The 14,974-nt window shown below is 54.1% G+C and carries 18 protein-coding genes; 12 read left to right on the top strand and 6 right to left on the bottom strand.

The genetic code is table 11. The features are described 5' to 3' along the window. Positions 1–324 precede the first annotated feature (324 nt). Complete coding sequence (locus FE783_RS27505) at positions 325–705, bottom strand: cupredoxin domain-containing protein (protein WP_138882578.1); 381 nt, start codon at positions 703–705, stop codon at positions 325–327. 273 nt (positions 706–978) lie between these two features. On the opposite strand from FE783_RS27505, the gene FE783_RS37865 reads away from it, so the two are divergent. The 6 genes from FE783_RS37865 (at position 979) to FE783_RS27480 (ending at position 6,047) form a co-directional block, all read left to right on the top strand. After that, on the top strand, positions 979–1,269 hold the full coding sequence (locus FE783_RS37865; RefSeq protein ID WP_162458206.1) for a hypothetical protein: 291 nt from the start codon (positions 979–981) through the stop codon (positions 1,267–1,269). 165 nt (positions 1,270–1,434) lie between these two features. Then, entirely contained in the window at positions 1,435–2,730 is a 1,296-nt protein-coding gene (locus FE783_RS27500) for a S8 family peptidase (protein WP_138882577.1), read from the top strand. A gap of 222 nt (positions 2,731–2,952) precedes the next feature. Next, positions 2,953–3,945, top strand: coding sequence for an ABC transporter ATP-binding protein (locus FE783_RS27495; RefSeq protein ID WP_138882576.1), 993 nt, complete (start codon positions 2,953–2,955; stop codon positions 3,943–3,945). After that, positions 3,942–4,745: an ABC transporter permease gene (locus FE783_RS27490; protein WP_238403277.1), complete on the top strand. Its 804-nt coding sequence runs from the start codon at positions 3,942–3,944 to the stop codon at positions 4,743–4,745. Before FE783_RS27495 ends, FE783_RS27490 begins: the two co-directional genes overlap by 4 nt. Next, complete coding sequence (locus FE783_RS27485; protein WP_138882575.1) at positions 4,729–5,523, top strand: ABC transporter permease; 795 nt, start codon at positions 4,729–4,731, stop codon at positions 5,521–5,523. The genes FE783_RS27490 and FE783_RS27485 overlap by 17 nt, the downstream gene beginning before the upstream one ends. A 74-nt stretch (positions 5,524–5,597) precedes the next feature. Continuing rightward, entirely contained in the window at positions 5,598–6,047 is a 450-nt protein-coding gene (locus FE783_RS27480; protein WP_138882574.1) for a GNAT family N-acetyltransferase, read from the top strand. A gap of 52 nt (positions 6,048–6,099) precedes the next feature. On the opposite strand, the gene FE783_RS27475 is transcribed toward FE783_RS27480, so the two are convergent. Further along, the gene (locus tag FE783_RS27475; RefSeq protein WP_138882573.1) at positions 6,100–7,344 is read right to left on the bottom strand and encodes an ATP-binding protein; all 1,245 of its coding nucleotides are present in this window, start codon (positions 7,342–7,344) and stop codon (positions 6,100–6,102) included. A 140-nt stretch (positions 7,345–7,484) separates the two neighbouring features. Here FE783_RS27475 and FE783_RS27470 point away from each other — a divergent pair, with 140 nt between their 5' ends. Further along, positions 7,485–7,772 (top strand): DUF3892 domain-containing protein, encoded by a 288-nt coding sequence (locus tag FE783_RS27470; protein WP_420799773.1) that lies wholly within the window; start codon positions 7,485–7,487, stop codon positions 7,770–7,772. Between the two features lie 242 nt (positions 7,773–8,014). Here the strand turns inward: FE783_RS27470 and FE783_RS27465 are convergent, their stop codons facing one another. Further along, on the bottom strand, positions 8,015–8,773 hold the full coding sequence (locus tag FE783_RS27465) for an MBL fold metallo-hydrolase (RefSeq protein WP_138882572.1): 759 nt from the start codon (positions 8,771–8,773) through the stop codon (positions 8,015–8,017). A gap of 221 nt (positions 8,774–8,994) precedes the next feature. Here FE783_RS27465 and FE783_RS27460 point away from each other — a divergent pair, with 221 nt between their 5' ends. Then, entirely contained in the window at positions 8,995–9,192 is a 198-nt protein-coding gene (locus FE783_RS27460; RefSeq protein WP_420799772.1) for a hypothetical protein, read from the top strand. On the opposite strand, the gene fdhD is transcribed toward FE783_RS27460, so the two are convergent. Beyond that, positions 9,180–9,983 (bottom strand): formate dehydrogenase accessory sulfurtransferase FdhD, encoded by an 804-nt coding sequence (gene fdhD, locus FE783_RS27455; RefSeq protein ID WP_138882570.1) that lies wholly within the window; start codon positions 9,981–9,983, stop codon positions 9,180–9,182. The genes FE783_RS27460 and fdhD overlap by 13 nt on opposite strands. A gap of 96 nt (positions 9,984–10,079) precedes the next feature. Between fdhD and FE783_RS27450 the strand changes: the two genes are divergently transcribed. Further along, positions 10,080–12,428 carry an FdhF/YdeP family oxidoreductase gene (locus FE783_RS27450; protein ID WP_138882569.1) on the top strand — a complete coding sequence of 783 codons (2,349 nt, stop codon included), beginning with the start codon at positions 10,080–10,082 and terminating at the stop codon, positions 12,426–12,428. 89 nt (positions 12,429–12,517) lie between these two features. On the opposite strand, the gene FE783_RS27445 is transcribed toward FE783_RS27450, so the two are convergent. Continuing rightward, positions 12,518–12,679, bottom strand: coding sequence for an aspartyl-phosphate phosphatase Spo0E family protein (locus FE783_RS27445; RefSeq protein ID WP_138882568.1), 162 nt, complete (start codon positions 12,677–12,679; stop codon positions 12,518–12,520). A 302-nt stretch (positions 12,680–12,981) separates the two neighbouring features. On the opposite strand from FE783_RS27445, the gene FE783_RS27440 reads away from it, so the two are divergent. Together FE783_RS27440 and FE783_RS27435 are read left to right on the top strand one after the other, a co-directional pair. Continuing rightward, the gene (locus tag FE783_RS27440) at positions 12,982–13,593 is read left to right on the top strand and encodes a stalk domain-containing protein (RefSeq protein ID WP_138882567.1); all 612 of its coding nucleotides are present in this window, start codon (positions 12,982–12,984) and stop codon (positions 13,591–13,593) included. A 91-nt stretch (positions 13,594–13,684) separates the two neighbouring features. Beyond that, positions 13,685–13,984, top strand: coding sequence for a DUF1292 domain-containing protein (locus FE783_RS27435; RefSeq protein ID WP_138882566.1), 300 nt, complete (start codon positions 13,685–13,687; stop codon positions 13,982–13,984). Between the two features lie 52 nt (positions 13,985–14,036). Here the strand turns inward: FE783_RS27435 and FE783_RS27430 are convergent, their stop codons facing one another. Then, positions 14,037–14,456, bottom strand: a complete 420-nt coding sequence (locus tag FE783_RS27430) for a DUF1885 family protein (RefSeq protein ID WP_138882565.1) — start codon at positions 14,454–14,456, stop codon at positions 14,037–14,039. Positions 14,457–14,612: 156 nt separating this feature from the next. On the opposite strand from FE783_RS27430, the gene FE783_RS27425 reads away from it, so the two are divergent. Then, entirely contained in the window at positions 14,613–14,900 is a 288-nt protein-coding gene (locus FE783_RS27425) for an SAV0927 family protein (protein WP_138882564.1), read from the top strand. The last annotated feature ends 74 nt before the right edge of the window (positions 14,901–14,974 follow it).

The following is a 14,974-nucleotide window of genomic DNA, read 5'->3' as shown; positions in this document are numbered from 1 at the left end:
CCCCGCCCGATGTTGAAGCGCTGATTCGCAAAAACATTTTGCCGATTCGACCCATTCGTCCAGGGCAGAAGAATACGCGCAAAATCCGCTGGAAATCAGTCGTTAGCTTCGTCTACAGAGTAGCATATAATTCCGTTCACATGAACATTTTTTAAGTGGATATTCCATCCGCTTTGTTTGCTGCACGCTTTTTCCTTGCTGGCACCAAAAAAACAAACGGCACAGGGCTTTTTCCCATGCCGTTTCCAATTCCATTTTTATTCCTGGTCTTGTCTTTGAGCTTAACTTAATGACATTGGGCGCTTGTCCCTCTCTTTTTCTTCTTTATTCGACGATCAATTTCGCCTTCATATTTACGTGACCGGCTCCGCAAGGAACGTTGCACATAATGTCATAAGTGCCCGCCTTGTCGAATGTCACTTCCTTGGACAGCTCTTTGCCGCTTAAGGAAATGCCGAGCTGGGCGATATCTATGCCGTGCACGCCCTCCGAGTTTTTCACGACGACTTGCAGCGTTTCCCCTTTTTTCACTTTGTATTCCGCTTGATCGAACTTGAAATTGCTGGCCGTAATTTTCAACTGAGGTTTCCCGGCTTCTGCCGCTGCGTTTTCTTCGCTTTTTTCCGGTTTAGAGCTGACCATCAGGAAGATCAGGCCGAATGTGCACGCCCCGAAAAACAAGACGGACATAATCCATTTATACATGTGTGGTCCTCCTCGTTCGAAATGTCCCTTCAAGATTATACGATATTTTGGTTTTCAAATCCATTCGCGTATCCGGCGTCTTTTTGACAAAACGTTGAACAATCCGGATATCCTCATTGTTGCCCAATCGCCGAAGGAGCAAACGGGAGTCGGCGATAGAGGCGAAGGATTGGGCGGCCGTCCATTTTGCCCCCCCTTGGGTGTTTATCCGTGTTCCCGCTGGGTGCTCCCCCATAGACTGTTATCAGTTGAAGGTTAAAGGGAGGTGCAATAATGGAATATTCGCAAAAGCCGATCATGAACGTAGCACCGGCAGCGATGATGCCGATGCCGAACATGCCGATGCCGAACATGCCGATGCCGAACATGGTCTCTCCGATCTCGGCCCCGATGCCGAACCAGGTCGCTCCGATCATGAAACCGCCGCATCACGGAAACGTATCGGTCAGTTTTGTAAATGTGCATGAGGAGCACTGTTGTCCGAAAGGTCCCGCGTTTTCTTCGACGGGAGTCATTCTGGTGCTGTTCATCCTGCTTGTCATCATTAGCCGCGCCAAACACTAACCTCTGCGGAGGCTGGTCGGAAGCCGGGGCCTCAGGCGCCCCGGCTTCCGCTGCGTAACGGGCGTCTATCTTGCGGAGTACATATTCCATGCAGGCACATGCCCGGTCCGGAATCGTTGGAATCGCGTATACTGAGGCAAACGTACAGGTGGTGAAATCCGGAAAATGTCCAGACTGCCCAAAAGGAAACCGAATCGCGCGGCGGTTCACCCGAAAATGAGCCCCCACTTGCGTCGGGCCGTTACCGATACGTACCGGCGCACGAAGCTCAAGCCGAGAACGAAAACGATACCCGTCCTAATCGAATTCAACCGAAAGCCGACGCGCCGATGGATCGACGCCGTGAAGCGCGAAATCGTAACGAAAAAGCATCGCTTCCGCGTGACTCGATATATGTCCAAACTGCGTGTCGTATCCGCCCGTATGTCGCCTCGATGCCTTCATAAATGGTGCTGCCATCGCAACGTCACGCATATGCATCTGGACCGCAAGCTCAAAGTCAGCTTGAACGTAGCGACGCCATCCGTCGGAGCGTCTGCACTTCAGCGCAAAGGGATCGGCGGAAAGGGCGTTACGATTGCCATTGTCGATACGGGCGTATTTCCGCACCCGGACTTGACGAAGCCGGTCAATCGGATCGTCGCGTTCAAAGACTTGGTCGGGGGCAGGAAGAAGCCTTATGACGATAACGGCCATGGTACGCACGTTGCCGGAGACGCCGCAGGCAACGGCCTCCGCTCGGGAGGGAAATACAAGGGGCCGGCGAACGAGGCCAAGCTGGTCGTGGTCAAAGCGTTCGATAAAAACGGGCAGGCGAACAGCTCGGATGTTGTCGCGGCGATCGACTGGATATTGCGAAACCGTAAAAAGTACGGGATACGCATCGTCAATATGTCGTTCGGCTCGACCGGCTTCGCCCGCTGCTCCGACGACCCGGTGTGCAGAGCCGCAGAGCGCGCCTGGAGAGCCGGGCTCGTCGTCATTACGGCGGCCGGCAACGACGGCCCTGATGCCGCGTCGATCGAATCGCCCGGCATCAGTCCGCTTCTCGTCACGGTCGGCGCGGCGGATGATCGGAGAACGGTGACGCAAAGAGACGATCGGGTTGCGGGCTTTTCAAGCCGGGGTCCCGTTGCGGGAAGAAGGGTAAAGCCCGATTTGACCGCACCCGGCGTTAATATCGTCTCCTTGCGCTCGCCAGGCTCGGCGGTCGACCGGGGTGACCCGGCCGCCCGCGTAGGAAAGTGTTACTTCAGGATGTCCGGCAGCAGCATGGCGACGCCAATCGTCAGCGGCGGCGCGGCCCAGCTGCTTCAGCGATTTCCGAAGCTGACGAATAGACGGGTGAAGCGGCTGCTGGAGAATAACGCTTTCCGCCTAAGAGGCGCGAATTCCAACGCTCAAGGTCAGGGTGAATTGAACGTGCGATTTATCGCAAAACGGGTATTGCCAGCCCGATAACACCCGTGGTAATATATAGCAATATTACTGGAAGGGCTTCTAGGGATCCGTGGTGCAGTCTCGTGTGCTGACGAACCGAGCGAAGCCGAACGCGAAATGAACATTTGCGTTACACCGTAGGGACAAAAGACCTGTGGCAAGTTCCGGCTCATGACGAGCGGACTGCTGCAGGTCTTTGTTGCTTTACTCCGATAAATCGTCATGAAGAGAGGAGAAGCGGGCGTGAAGGCGATTCGGGTTAACGGACTGACGAAACGGTTTCGGCAGAAAAGAAAGAAGGAGGGATTCGCAGGCAGCGTACGCGCCTTGTTCAAACCGGAATATACCGAGAAGACGGCGGTCCACGGCATCGATTTCGAGGTGGAGGCCGGAGATTTTGTCGCGTTTCTCGGCCCGAACGGAGCGGGCAAATCTACGACGATCAAGATGTTGACCGGTATTCTCCACCCGACGGACGGTCATGCGGAAGTGCTCGGTTACTGTCCTTGGAAGGACCGCAAGAAGCTTGCTTACCGTGTCGGGTCGGTGTTCGGCCAAAAATCTCAGTTATGGTACCATTTGCCGCCGACGGATACGTTTGAGCTGATGAGACGCATCTACGAGCTGGACGAAAGAGATTACAAAAGCAGACGCGCGGAGCTGATCGAAAGGTTCGAGCTCGGTCCCTACATAGACGTCCCGGTGAGGAAGCTGTCGCTCGGGGAGCGGATGCGCTGCGAAATCGCCGCGGCTCTGCTCCATCGTCCCGGCATCGTCTTTTTGGACGAACCGACGATCGGGCTCGATGTCGTCGTCAAGCAAAAAATACGCGAGCTTCTCCGTGAAATGAATGAGAGGGAGAACATCACCGTGTTCCTCACCTCGCACGATTCCGGAGATATCGAGCAGCTGTGCCGCCGCGCGATCGTCATCAATTACGGACAAATCGTACTGGACTCGACGGTGCAGGATTTGAAACGGCTTCATTTGACTCACAAAACGATCGAGCTGCTGCTAAAGGAGGAGCCGGGACCGATATCGTTTCCGGGAGTGGAGCAAATAAGACGCGGGGGCAACCGGATGAAGCTGTCGGTCGATACGTCATTAACCTCGATTGAAGAAGTTTTGGCGCATATCGTGGCCCGGTACCGGCTCGATGACGTTACGATCGAAGATCCTCCGATGGAGGATATTATCACCCACATCTATGCAGCGAAAAAGGAGGGGCCGCCGTGACCGCCGTCCGCAAACTGGCCAAATATGCCGCATACGCGCATATGACCGTCCGCAATCAGCTTGCGTATGTGCTCGAATTTCTGATCCGCTCTTTATTCCTCCTGGTCATTCTGTTTATTTTCTTCCAGTTATGGTCGGTCACCTACGAAGGAGTCGGAGAACAACAAATCGCCGGGTACACGTTCAAGCAAATGATCTGGTATTTGGCCGTAGCCGAGTCGGTCATCCTGGCTTCCCCGAAGCTGAATGCAAAGGTCGAAGCCGAAGTGAAGAACGGCGACATCGCTTACCAGCTTATCCGTCCGGCCAGCTATTTGCTCATGCACTACGGCAGCTATATGGGGGAAGCCGCTATCCGTGTCGCCGTCAACCTGATTCTGGGCACAGCACTTGCGACGGCATGGTTCGGCTGGTCGACGCCGGGATTGAACGTCCCGCTCTGCCTTCTGGTTATGATCGGCTCGTTTACGGTCAATTTCCTGCTGACGATGCTATTATCGCTATGCGCTTTTTGGGTGGAGGAGACGCGGGGGCTCGACTTTGTTTACAACAAGCTCTTGTTTACGATCGGCGGTATGCTGCTTCCATTGGAGATGTTCCCCGGGTCGCTGCAAACGGTCGGCGAATGGCTGCCTTTCCAGGCGGTAGCCTACTTCGCTGCGAAGACGGCCGTCCACCCTGACGGCGCGGAGGTTATCCGCATGGTTGCTATACAATGGGGGTGGGCGGCATTGCTGGCGGCGGCCGCTGCGCTCGTATACGGGAAAGGGGTGCGCAAGCTCAATGTCAACGGCGGTTAAACTGATCCGGTTCGTACTGGCTTGCTGGAAGCTGAATATGGCCGGGGCGATGGAATACAGGATGAGCTTCTTTTTGACGGCCGGGATGATGGTTGTCAACAATGTCGTCTGGATTTTTTACTGGGGCGTCTACTTCACCAAATTTCCGATCGTGAACGGCTGGGAGCTCACGGACGTCATGATGATGTGGGCGGTCGGCGCAGGCGGGTTCGGGATATCCGCCGTTCTGTTCGGCAACAGCTATGCCATGGCCGGCTTGATTGCGGGCGGCCAGCTTGACACATATTTGATTCAGCCGAAGCCCGTTCTTCTGCATGTGCTCATCAGCCGGATGTCGGTGTCCGCGATCGGGGACGTCATCTTCGGCTTGATGCTGTACGCCGTGTTCGGCGACCATACGGTGACGGGACTGCTGAAGTTCGTTTTCGGACTGACGCTCGCGACGGTTATTTTCGTGTTCTTCAATGTCATCGCGCAGACGCTCGCTTTTTACGTTGGCAATGCGGAAGGGATCGGCCAACAGGTGTTTATCGGGTTTGTCACCTTTTCCACCTATCCTACCGATATTTTCCGAGGGCTCGGACGGCTGGTGTTGTTTACCGTCATTCCTGCGGGCTTTATCAGCTATTTGCCGATCGGGCTTCTGCGCGAAGTGCATTGGACGTTTTTGGCCGGCGCTTGCGGGATGGCGGCTTTGCTGACCGTGCTGGGCAGTCTGTTTTTTTACAGAGGGCTTCGGCGGTATTCGTCCGGCAACATGATCTCGATGCGCTCCTGATCGAATAGCCCGTCCCGGCTATGGTATACTTGTAGTGGAGCAACTATTTAAGTAAGCATAGCGAGGAGAGAGAGATGCAAACCGTATATGTCAACAATCCGGAGCAGCTTGCCCAATGTTTGCAGTTGCGAAGCGAAGTGTTCGTCGTCGAGCAGAAGGTACCGGTCGAGTTGGAAATAGATGAGCTGGATTCGCTGGATGCCCCATGCCGCCATGTGCTGCTCTTGGACGGCGGAGAGCCAGTAGCCGCAGCCCGAATGACGGAGTACGATCCGGATACCGCCAAAATGCAGCGTGTCGCCGTAAAGCGGGAGCGCAGAGGGAGCGGCTGCGGACGGCTCGTGATGGAAGCGCTGGAGAAGCTGGCGGCCGAGCAGCGGTATACGTACTCGCTGCTGGATGCCCAGGTGCAGGCAAGGCCCTTTTACGAGCGTCTCGGGTACGAAGCCGTTTCCGAGGAGCTTTTTTACGACGCGGGAATCTTGCACGTCCGCATGAGAAAGCAGCTTCCGGCCCGGCCGTAACGACGAAATGGAAAGAGCGCCCCGACGTGGGGCGCTCTTATTTTTTGTGTTCTCATTCCGCAGGAGGCTTATGTAGGGGAAGCGTGACGCGGAACGTCGTTCCTTTGCTCTTCTCGCTTTCGACCTCGATCGTTCCGCCGTGATCCTGAACGATTTTCTGGCATATCGGCAGCCCGAGCCCGGTTCCTTCTTCCTTCGACGTATAGAAGGGCTGAAAAATGCAATCCAACTCGTCCCGCGTCATACCGATCCCGGAATCGCTCACCGCGATAACCGCGAAGCCGTCTATTCGGGAAAGCCCGATCTTCACGATGCCTTGCTCGGGCATCGCCTCGAACGCGTTTTTCACCAAATTCAGCAACACTTGTACGACTTTGTCCTGGTCCATCCATATTTCCATCGGCTGCGGCGTCATCTCGCATACGAGCTCGTGGCCGAGACGGGACGTTTCCGATTCGGTGAGCGAGATGACCCGTTGCACACAGGCTTGCAACGGGCACAGCTTGAAGTCCGTCGCATGAGGCTTGGAGAAACGCAAAAACTCTCCCGTCAGCGCCGTCATCCGGTTAATCTCGTCCATAATCATGTCATACCACGGCTCGATATTGTAGCCGTTCGTACGGGATATTTGCAGAAAGCCTTTGACGGTTGTGAGCGGGTTGCGGATTTCGTGGGCCATGCCCGAGGCCAACTCTCCCATCACGCGCAGCTTCTCGGAATGCTCGATATGGCTTTCGCGCTTCTGCCGGAGCTCGCGCTTCATCGCCTCCAAGCCTGCTTCCGCCGCGCGGATCAATTGCTCGTTAGTCGTGCCGTCTTCGGGGAAGACGGAATGTCCGTGGGCGATCTGGATGCCGGTCAGCTTCGGAATTTCGGATTCCAGAAACCGCTTAATCGAATCGACATGCTCGGCGTCGAGCTTGCAGAACACCATGGCGAATTCATCCCCGCCGTATCGGGACAGCAGTGCCGCATTCGGGAAAGAAAGGCTCATCAGATCGGCAATTTGCCTCAATATCCGGTTTCCGCCCGCAGCCCCGTGCGTATGATTGACCGATTTCAGATCGTTGCAGTCGATCATGACGAGCAGCACTTTGGATTCCATGCGCAGCAGCTTTTCCAGCTGGACGTAAAATTCGTCGTAATGAATCAGGCCGGTCAGCACATCGCGGGCGGCGAGCAGACGATAATTGCGATCCATCTTCATTCTATGGGTTGCATTGTGAAGAAGTCCATACGCGCCAATGAAGCTGACGATGCCCAGTCCCGCGAGAGCCCATAACAAACCTTGCAACATAACATTACCTCCACCGTAATGTTAGGAAAGTTAAGACCACCATACCATCCCGAGCAACCGATTCCTATATCGATACCTTATAGATTTGCTTAAGAAACGCTAAAGTTATCATAAAATGATCGAGGGAGGGAAAACTATCCATGCAGGACGTAATCCACACCAGGAAGGAGACGCACAACATGAATAACGAGTCGGGTAACGACCGGGAGTCGTTCATCGCCGTCCAAAAAAATGGCGACGGGGACATTACCGCCTTCAAGACGTCCAGCGGCCGGGTTTTGAATTACGAGCAGGCGCTGACGGAAGTGAAATCGGGTGCGATCCAGGGCGTCAATGCATTTAAAGGAAGAGACGGCGAAACGTACATCCGGGGAGACGCTGACGGGGATCCGAGCAACAATTTGGACAATTTGCCGCGTTTTGAATAGGGTTTTGGAAAAGAACCGGGCATCGCCCGGTTTTTTTGTTATGCGGCTGACGGACAGCGTCTCTCTTGCTCGCGGTCGCTCATCCATGAAATTACGGCGATAAATGTTTTTCTTAACGATAAGGAAAGTTTAACTTCGCTAAAGCACTAAAGCGAAGAGAGACTTTGCTTACCAAGAATAAGCTACCGCTAAAACACGAATGAACATCATCGAGAAGGCTTCGATCAGAAGCTTTTCTTATACTATGTCGCGGATGCCGGAATAGGGAACGAATACGTTTTGTGCTGAATCATGAACGTCATCGGTCCGGTTTTGCCGATATAATTCTCCATGTTGTCTCCGTAATGCATCAGCCATATTTTTTGCTGAATCTCCTCGGGCAGCGTAAGCAGCTCCGCGAGCGTCGCATGTACGAGGCCATGGCCCTCCAGCTGGCAATCGTGAAGCAAATAAAGGCAGCCCCGTTCGTGCACGGTACGGATCAGCTCCGGATCGAATACGGTATCCCCGCTGTAGAACAATTGGTCGTTCAGAATGACCGAATAGCTGGGCATATCCAGGAAATGTCTCGTCGGCAAAATTTCGAGACGGAACCCCGAATGTATTTCTTTCGGAACTCCGACCGATAACGGCACGATGTGGAAGAAATCTTCCAGCGACTGCCGGCTGTCCGCCCCGAACTCCAACCCGCCTCTAAGAGAATAGTCCCAGAATGGCGCGATCAGATGCTCTTCGATAAACAGCGTCGGTTTTTTGTTGTAATTGAACTTCAGACGAAGCATCAGCTCCTCGAATCCGCCGATATGATCCGCGTGAAGGTGGGTGACGAACACGCCGTCGATGGCATCGAGCGGGACGTTCATATGATACATCGCGAGCGGTGCGGTAATGCCGAAGTCGATCAAAAGCGTATAACCGTTGCAAGTGACGAGCGCGTTATTGTTGAAATATTTTTTAGCGAATGCTTGGCCGGTGCCGATCATCCGGATATCCATACTCATACGCTTCCTCCTTCGGCCAAAAGACACATTACGTTAAATGTATCATTTTTCCACAAAGATGAAAAGAATGCGCTCTCGACATTCGACAAATTTTTCGCAAAACCGCCGATCTTAGACGCAAAATTACGATTCCACGGGACAGGTGCGGAGTCTGCGTCATCCGCTCCCGCATAGGATACATTGCGAATGAAGCATTCGATCGATGTATTATGGCGGGAGGTATGACGATGGCAGGCAAAAAAATAAAGAAGCACGTATCTTCGGCCAGACCGCAGGCACACTTCAAGTTGGTCACGTCCGACGTATGCGCCGTCTGCAAGCAGCAATGCGCACGAGGCATCCGGTATATGGCCAGAATGGAGCAGCCCGGCGCGGTCGGAAACGGCATTCCTTGCGTGCTGACCCGTTACGTGAAGTGAGTTGCGATTCGTTCGGGATGCGTATATACGTTCATGGAGCCTCCCCGCAAAAATCCAACGGCGGTTAAGCCCAGCTCGTCGGCGAGCCGCAGTCCCAAGTCCGTAGGCGCCGATTTGGAAAGCAGGACAGGAGATCCGATCTTGACCGCCTTCAGCACGACTTCCGAGGAAAGTCTCCCGCTGAAGGCGATTGTCCGATCCGCGGCGGACAACCCGTGCATCAGGCAATGGCCGTACAATTTATCCAAGGCGTTATGCCGGCCGATATCGGCATAATGAACGGTGATCCCCGTCTCCCCGCAAAGAGCGGCGCCATGCACACCGCCGGTCAGCCGGTGGGTGTCCGATGCCGCGTGCAGGCTGCGCATCAGTTCATAGCAGCGGTTCGCGTCCACGGTTAGCGTAGACCTGATCGGGTGCGCCGTTTGCGCGTCGCTGTGGAAATAATACGATTGCCGGCTTTTGCCGCAGCAGGAGCCGATTCTGCGCTTGGAGAACAGGGCCGGATCGAGTGCGTCCCTTCGAACGAGGCCGACGTAGGCGAAGCCGCGGTCCGTATCGATGGAGAGCTCGGCAATGTCGCCGTACGAACGAATAGCGCCTTCCGAAGCGAGGAAGCCGACGGTCATTTCCTCCAGATCGGAAGGCGAACAGACGAGCGTGGCGAATTCGGTATCGTTGACGAAGACGGTGAGAGGGTATTCGCTGGCGACCGTATCTTCTTCCAATGTCCAATCATCGCCCGAATATTTGCGGACCGACCACTCGGTTACGGATGCGTCGATAGTCATAGGAACACTCCTAATCGTATAAAATCCCGGGATGCCGCCGAAGCGGGTTCATGTTATCATAATAGCATGGAACGCTATCGAACGGAGGAGTCCATCGTGGGAAAAACGAAGCATACCGGGCCGATCAGGCTCGACCAGTCGCCGAAGCCGTCACTATGGGTCAGCCCCGCCCCCCTCGGCTTAGGCAAGGTGAAGCCCCATCATATTTGGGATACTTTGAAAGCGCTTTACGACAATCGCGACAACTTGCCGTACGCTTACCGGATTTTGACGAAAGGAGTATGCGACGGCTGCGCGCTCGGCGTATCGGGGCTGCGCGACCAGACGCTGACCGGCCCGCATCTGTGCACGACCCGGCTCAATGTGCTGCGGTTGAATACGATGCCGGAGATAGAGCCTCATTGGTTCGGCGACATCGAGCGGCTGAAGGCGATGGACAGCACCCGGCTGCGCAAGCTCGGGCGCATTCCGTATCCGCTTATACGCCGGAAAGGGGAGAACCGGTTTGAGCGTATAACGTGGGACGAGGCGCTGGATCGGATCGCGGCCAAAATCCGCGGCATCGACCCGAAGCAGCTTGCCTTTTACTGGACGGCCCGCGGCATCACGAACGAGGTCTATTACGCCGCTTCCAAAGTGGCGCGTTTTCTCGGCACGAACAATATCGACAATGCCTCGCGCATATGCCACTCCCCGAGCAAAACGGCCTTGAAGCGCTCGCTCGGCATCGGCGCTTCCAGCTGCAGCTATAAGGATTGGATCGGCACCGACGTGCTTGTCTTCTGGGGCTCCGTCGCGGCCAACAATCAGCCCGTTTCCACCAAATATATGTATGCCGCGAAGAAGGCGGGGACGAAAATCGTCGTCGTAAACCCGTATCGCGAGCCGGCGATGGAAAACTATTGGATTCCGTCCATACCGGAAAGCGCGCTGTTCGGCACGAAGATGGTCGATGATTTCGTGCAGGTCCATATCGGCGGCGATATCGCGCTCGCGAACGGTATCATGAAGCATTGGTTCGAAATGGAGCGGGAGCGGCCCGGCTCGGCGCTCGACCGGAAATTTATAAACGAGCATACGACAGGCTGCGAGGAGCTGCGAAGGCATGTGAGCTCACTGGACTGGCCCGTTCTGGAGAAAAGCTCGGGACTTACGAAGGAGAGAATCGGCGAATTCGCCCGGATGCTCGCGTCGGCTAAGAGCGCGGTGTTCGTCTGGAGCATGGGCTTGACCCAGCATCGGTTCGGGACCGACAACGTATCCCAGCTTGCCAATCTGGCCATGCTGCGCGGCTTCGTCGGCAGGGAGCGCTGCGGACTCATGCCGATTCGCGGACACAGCAGCGTGCAGGGCGCAGGGGAGATGGGCGCCGAACCGATGTCGCTGCCGGGAGGAGGACCGATCGACGAAGAGAGCCGCCAACGGTTCGAGGCGCTTTGGGGATTTCCGATTCCGGCCTGGCAAGGGGATATCGTCGGTTTGTCGCTCGAGAATGCGTTGCTGCCGGACGGTCATGAGCGCCGTACCCGCGTATTGTACATGAGCGGCGGCAATTTTCTGGAAACGATGCCGAAGCCCGATTTTATCAGAAAATGTTTGGAAAGCGTGGAGCTGAGAGTTCATCAGGATATTATTCTGAACAGCTCGACGCTCGCCGACGCCGGGGAAGAGGTGATCGTGCTGCCTGCGATGACGCGCTACGAGCAGCCGGGAGGCGGCACATCGACCAGCACGGAACGGATGGTGTATTTTAGTCCGGAGATCGCAGGTCCGCGGATCGGCGAAGCGCGGGCGGAGTGGGATATCATCACCGATTTGGCCGCGAGAGTGAAGCCGGAGCTGAAGTCGAAGATTGTATTCCGATCGGCCCAGCATATACGCGACGAAATCGCCGCAGCCGTTCCCTATTATGATGGCATCCAGCATCTGTCCCAATCCGGGGACGTATTCCAATGGGGCGGCGTATGGCTGTGCGAGGAAGGGAGCTGTCCGACTCCCGACGGCAAAGGCAAGCTTATTCCGATCCAGCTGCCGGAGCTGCGGAAGCCCGAAGGACATTTCTACGCGACGACCCGACGGGGGAAGCAGTTCAATTCGATGGTGTACAACAATAAAGATCCGTTTAATGCCGCAATGCGTGAAGACGTGCTGCTGCATCCTGCGGATGCGCGGGAGCTCGGGATTGGGGAAGGGGAAGCGGTCGTCGTCTACAACCGGAGCGGAACGCTGTACGGGCGGGCCAAATTCGCCGATATCCGGCAGGGCAATATCGAGGTGTACTGGCCCGAAGGAAACGTGCTGTTTCCAAAAGGCGTGTACGAGCCTTATGCGGGAATTCCCGAGTATAACGGAGCGGTGATCGTCGAGAAGGCGGAAACGTATTTTGCTTACAAGGATACTCGTTATGCCGAGAGGCGGATCAAGGAGTTGGAGGTCGATCCGTAACCGGCGGAGGCCTATAATGAAAAAAAGCCTTTGCGCTTCTCGGGCGGCAAAGGCGGGCAAGGCTGATTATGGAAGGAATGTGGGAGGCGTTACCGGCCGTACCCCATCACTTTTACGATTAAGCGATCCAACTGCTGACTGATTTCCACGACTTGGGGATGTCTGAAATTATACATGTATTCCTTTGCCGTGTGCTCAAGCAGTTTCTTCATCTGGTCGATTTCGACATGCAGTCCGTTATAATGGCTCATGATGACTCCCGCTTCCTCTTTCAATAGTAGATATATATGTCAGTTTACTTGATTTTTCCGGTAGGCGTAACAACATTCTATGTATGTTAATTTTTGTTTACAACTGACTCGTTTGTGGTGTAATATATAAATTTGTCAATCTTTTCTACTTGCTAGACTTTTGCGAAGTATGGAAATTTAATACAATATTGTAACTATTTTTACGGCAAATTGCAATTATTTTTCGCTTCATGCTCCGCAACTTTCGTTATATTTCGAAGTATAACAGAGTACAACGAAATGCTGACGTGGAGGTTTTTGCAATGAATGTGAAGCGGCTTGCCGTCCTTACCGCTACATTGGTCGTACTTGGAACAGGAATCGCATATGCCAGCTCGCCGTGGGGAGAGTATCAAGGATATTCGAAAGTCAGAGTGCTCTTGAATAACGTAGAGGTGCCGGCCGGAGACGTTCCCGGCTTCATGACCGGAGGACGCGTCGTCCTGCCGCTTAGAGAGCTGTCGGATTCTTTGCAGGCTGTCGTAAAATGGGACGAAGAAACGAAGACGGCTTCCATTTACAAACCGAATGTACATATGTTCGTAGCAAGAGACATCGCCAAAGACGATTCGCCCAAGACGCCGTTCGGCAAAGTAAGCAAAGGGAATAAGCTGGATTTCGTCGTTGCCGCCCAGGTCGACAGCTTGACGACGCCGATTCATTCGTTCAAGATCGATCTCGTGTCGCCGGATGGAACCGTCATCCGTTCCGTAGTTTCCTTGCAGCAGGAAAGCAAGGAAAGCTTCTGGTACAGCTGGCCGCTCGAGAGCGTCTCGTTCGACACGGTCGGGAAATACAAGGTTCAATTCAAAATCAAATTGAACGAATCGCAAGACTACGCCGTCGTATCCGAGAAAACGATAATTTCCGAGTAAACCGCACAATGCAAGCCTTCATTGACCGATAATTTGGAAAATGGTACGATAGGAACGATTTGAAATCCAATCGATGAAATGAGGGCTTGGCATGAGCGAGCATCAGCACGGCGATAACTGCGGCTGCGGGGATGAGCACGAGGAAGATGTGTTTATTCTGACCGATGAAGACGGCAACGAACACGAAATGGTGATCGTATATACGTTCGAAACGAAAGAAAAAACTTATGCCGTATTGCTGGATCGGAACGATCCGGAAGCGGACAGCATCATCTTCCGGGTTGACGAGGACGGCGAAGACGCGGTTCTGGTCAATATCGAAGACGACGCCGAATGGGAGCATGTGACGGCGGTATACGAGGAAATCGTAGAGTCCGAATCGCAAGCGTAATATTGGAAAAAAGCCCCTCCTCATCCCGCGATGAAGAGGGGCTTTTTCGATGTCACTTGCGGGGATTGAAGTACATCGTGCGTCCGTTGAACAAATGCAGCTCGGCCTTCAGATGGCGGGCCAAATATTTGCACAATTCATTGCCTTTGGACTTGTCTCCGACGGTCGCGTCGTCCGGGAGCGTGACTTGTATGTACGGCTTGTCCTGATCGTCCACCTTCTTGCTGCCGACACCGAACAAAATATATTTGTAAAGAGGATTGCTTCCTTTCAAGTAAAACCATTTGCCTTGCCCCTCGGGCTTCGTTTCCACCGAGTACGGAAAGGCCGATGCGGCATAATCCCATCCGAGCTGCTTGCCGGTAAGCGAGGTTTGTTCCTTGTAACGGCCCAGATGCTCTTTCAACTCGTCTAGCGTCAAGGTGGAGGCGGCCGATCCGTCCACAAGATAAATGTAAGCGCTTTGCGCCATCGTTGCACCATCCTTGTCGTTCCGTTTTTACCATGAACATCATAGCATTTCGTCTATGTATTTACAACATGATGCTTTTTTATTATTGTCAAACCGAATCGCAGCGTGATATAGTGTAAATATTCAGAAAATTCAAACCAAAGGGAGCGTGAACCTATGTTCGAACGTTTATATGATACGGCCGAGCAGGCGACTATCCAATTTGTCGGCTATGCGAGCGAACGGGCGCGTTACGATTTCGGTATCGTATACACCTCCGTGTTTTTCGGCAAACCGCTTATCATTTGTATGCAGACGAACCGGTCTTCCCTTTTGGATTACGACGACCTCGACAATTTACTATACTTGCAGCGCGCGTTTCACCTGGAGGCGAGAGAGGCGGAGGAAGTGTCCGATTTTTTGAAGCAGCTCATGCCATCCATGCCGGTGAAGGAGCAATACTGAGAGATTGATAGATTAATAATAAAGGAGATGGCACCGCCTCGCGGGACCATCTCCTTTGCTTTGCCAAAGTCATT

Source organism: Paenibacillus mesophilus (genome assembly GCF_005938385.1).
Taxonomy (GTDB): Bacteria; Bacillota; Bacilli; order Paenibacillales; family NBRC-103111; genus Paenibacillus_AB; species Paenibacillus_AB mesophilus.
Note: the sequence above shows the minus strand (reverse complement) of the source record. Positions and strands in the feature narration are given on the sequence as shown.

What these genes read in the sequence shown, in the direction of transcription:
- FE783_RS27500 (WP_138882577.1), top strand. Translation starts at nt 1,435, where the DNA reads ATGTCCAGACTGCCCAAAAGGAAACCGAATCGCGCGGCGGTTCACCCG.
- FE783_RS27440 (WP_138882567.1), top strand. Translation starts at nt 12,982, where the DNA reads ATGAATGTGAAGCGGCTTGCCGTCCTTACCGCTACATTGGTCGTACTT.
- FE783_RS27475 (WP_138882573.1), bottom strand. Translation starts at nt 7,344, where the DNA reads ATGTTGCAAGGTTTGTTATGGGCTCTCGCGGGACTGGGCATCGTCAGC.
- FE783_RS27430 (WP_138882565.1), bottom strand. Translation starts at nt 14,456, where the DNA reads ATGGCGCAAAGCGCTTACATTTATCTTGTGGACGGATCGGCCGCCTCC.
- FE783_RS27435 (WP_138882566.1), top strand. Translation starts at nt 13,685, where the DNA reads ATGAGCGAGCATCAGCACGGCGATAACTGCGGCTGCGGGGATGAGCAC.
- FE783_RS27470 (WP_420799773.1), top strand. Translation starts at nt 7,485, where the DNA reads ATGCAGGACGTAATCCACACCAGGAAGGAGACGCACAACATGAATAAC.
- FE783_RS27480 (WP_138882574.1), top strand. Translation starts at nt 5,598, where the DNA reads ATGCAAACCGTATATGTCAACAATCCGGAGCAGCTTGCCCAATGTTTG.
- FE783_RS27465 (WP_138882572.1), bottom strand. Translation starts at nt 8,773, where the DNA reads ATGAGTATGGATATCCGGATGATCGGCACCGGCCAAGCATTCGCTAAA.
- FE783_RS27485 (WP_138882575.1), top strand. Translation starts at nt 4,729, where the DNA reads ATGTCAACGGCGGTTAAACTGATCCGGTTCGTACTGGCTTGCTGGAAG.
- FE783_RS37865 (WP_162458206.1), top strand. Translation starts at nt 979, where the DNA reads ATGGAATATTCGCAAAAGCCGATCATGAACGTAGCACCGGCAGCGATG.
- FE783_RS27460 (WP_420799772.1), top strand. Translation starts at nt 8,995, where the DNA reads ATGACGATGGCAGGCAAAAAAATAAAGAAGCACGTATCTTCGGCCAGA.
- FE783_RS27445 (WP_138882568.1), bottom strand. Translation starts at nt 12,679, where the DNA reads ATGAGCCATTATAACGGACTGCATGTCGAAATCGACCAGATGAAGAAA.
- FE783_RS27425 (WP_138882564.1), top strand. Translation starts at nt 14,613, where the DNA reads ATGTTCGAACGTTTATATGATACGGCCGAGCAGGCGACTATCCAATTT.
- fdhD (WP_138882570.1), bottom strand. Translation starts at nt 9,983, where the DNA reads ATGACTATCGACGCATCCGTAACCGAGTGGTCGGTCCGCAAATATTCG.
- FE783_RS27505 (WP_138882578.1), bottom strand. Translation starts at nt 705, where the DNA reads ATGTATAAATGGATTATGTCCGTCTTGTTTTTCGGGGCGTGCACATTC.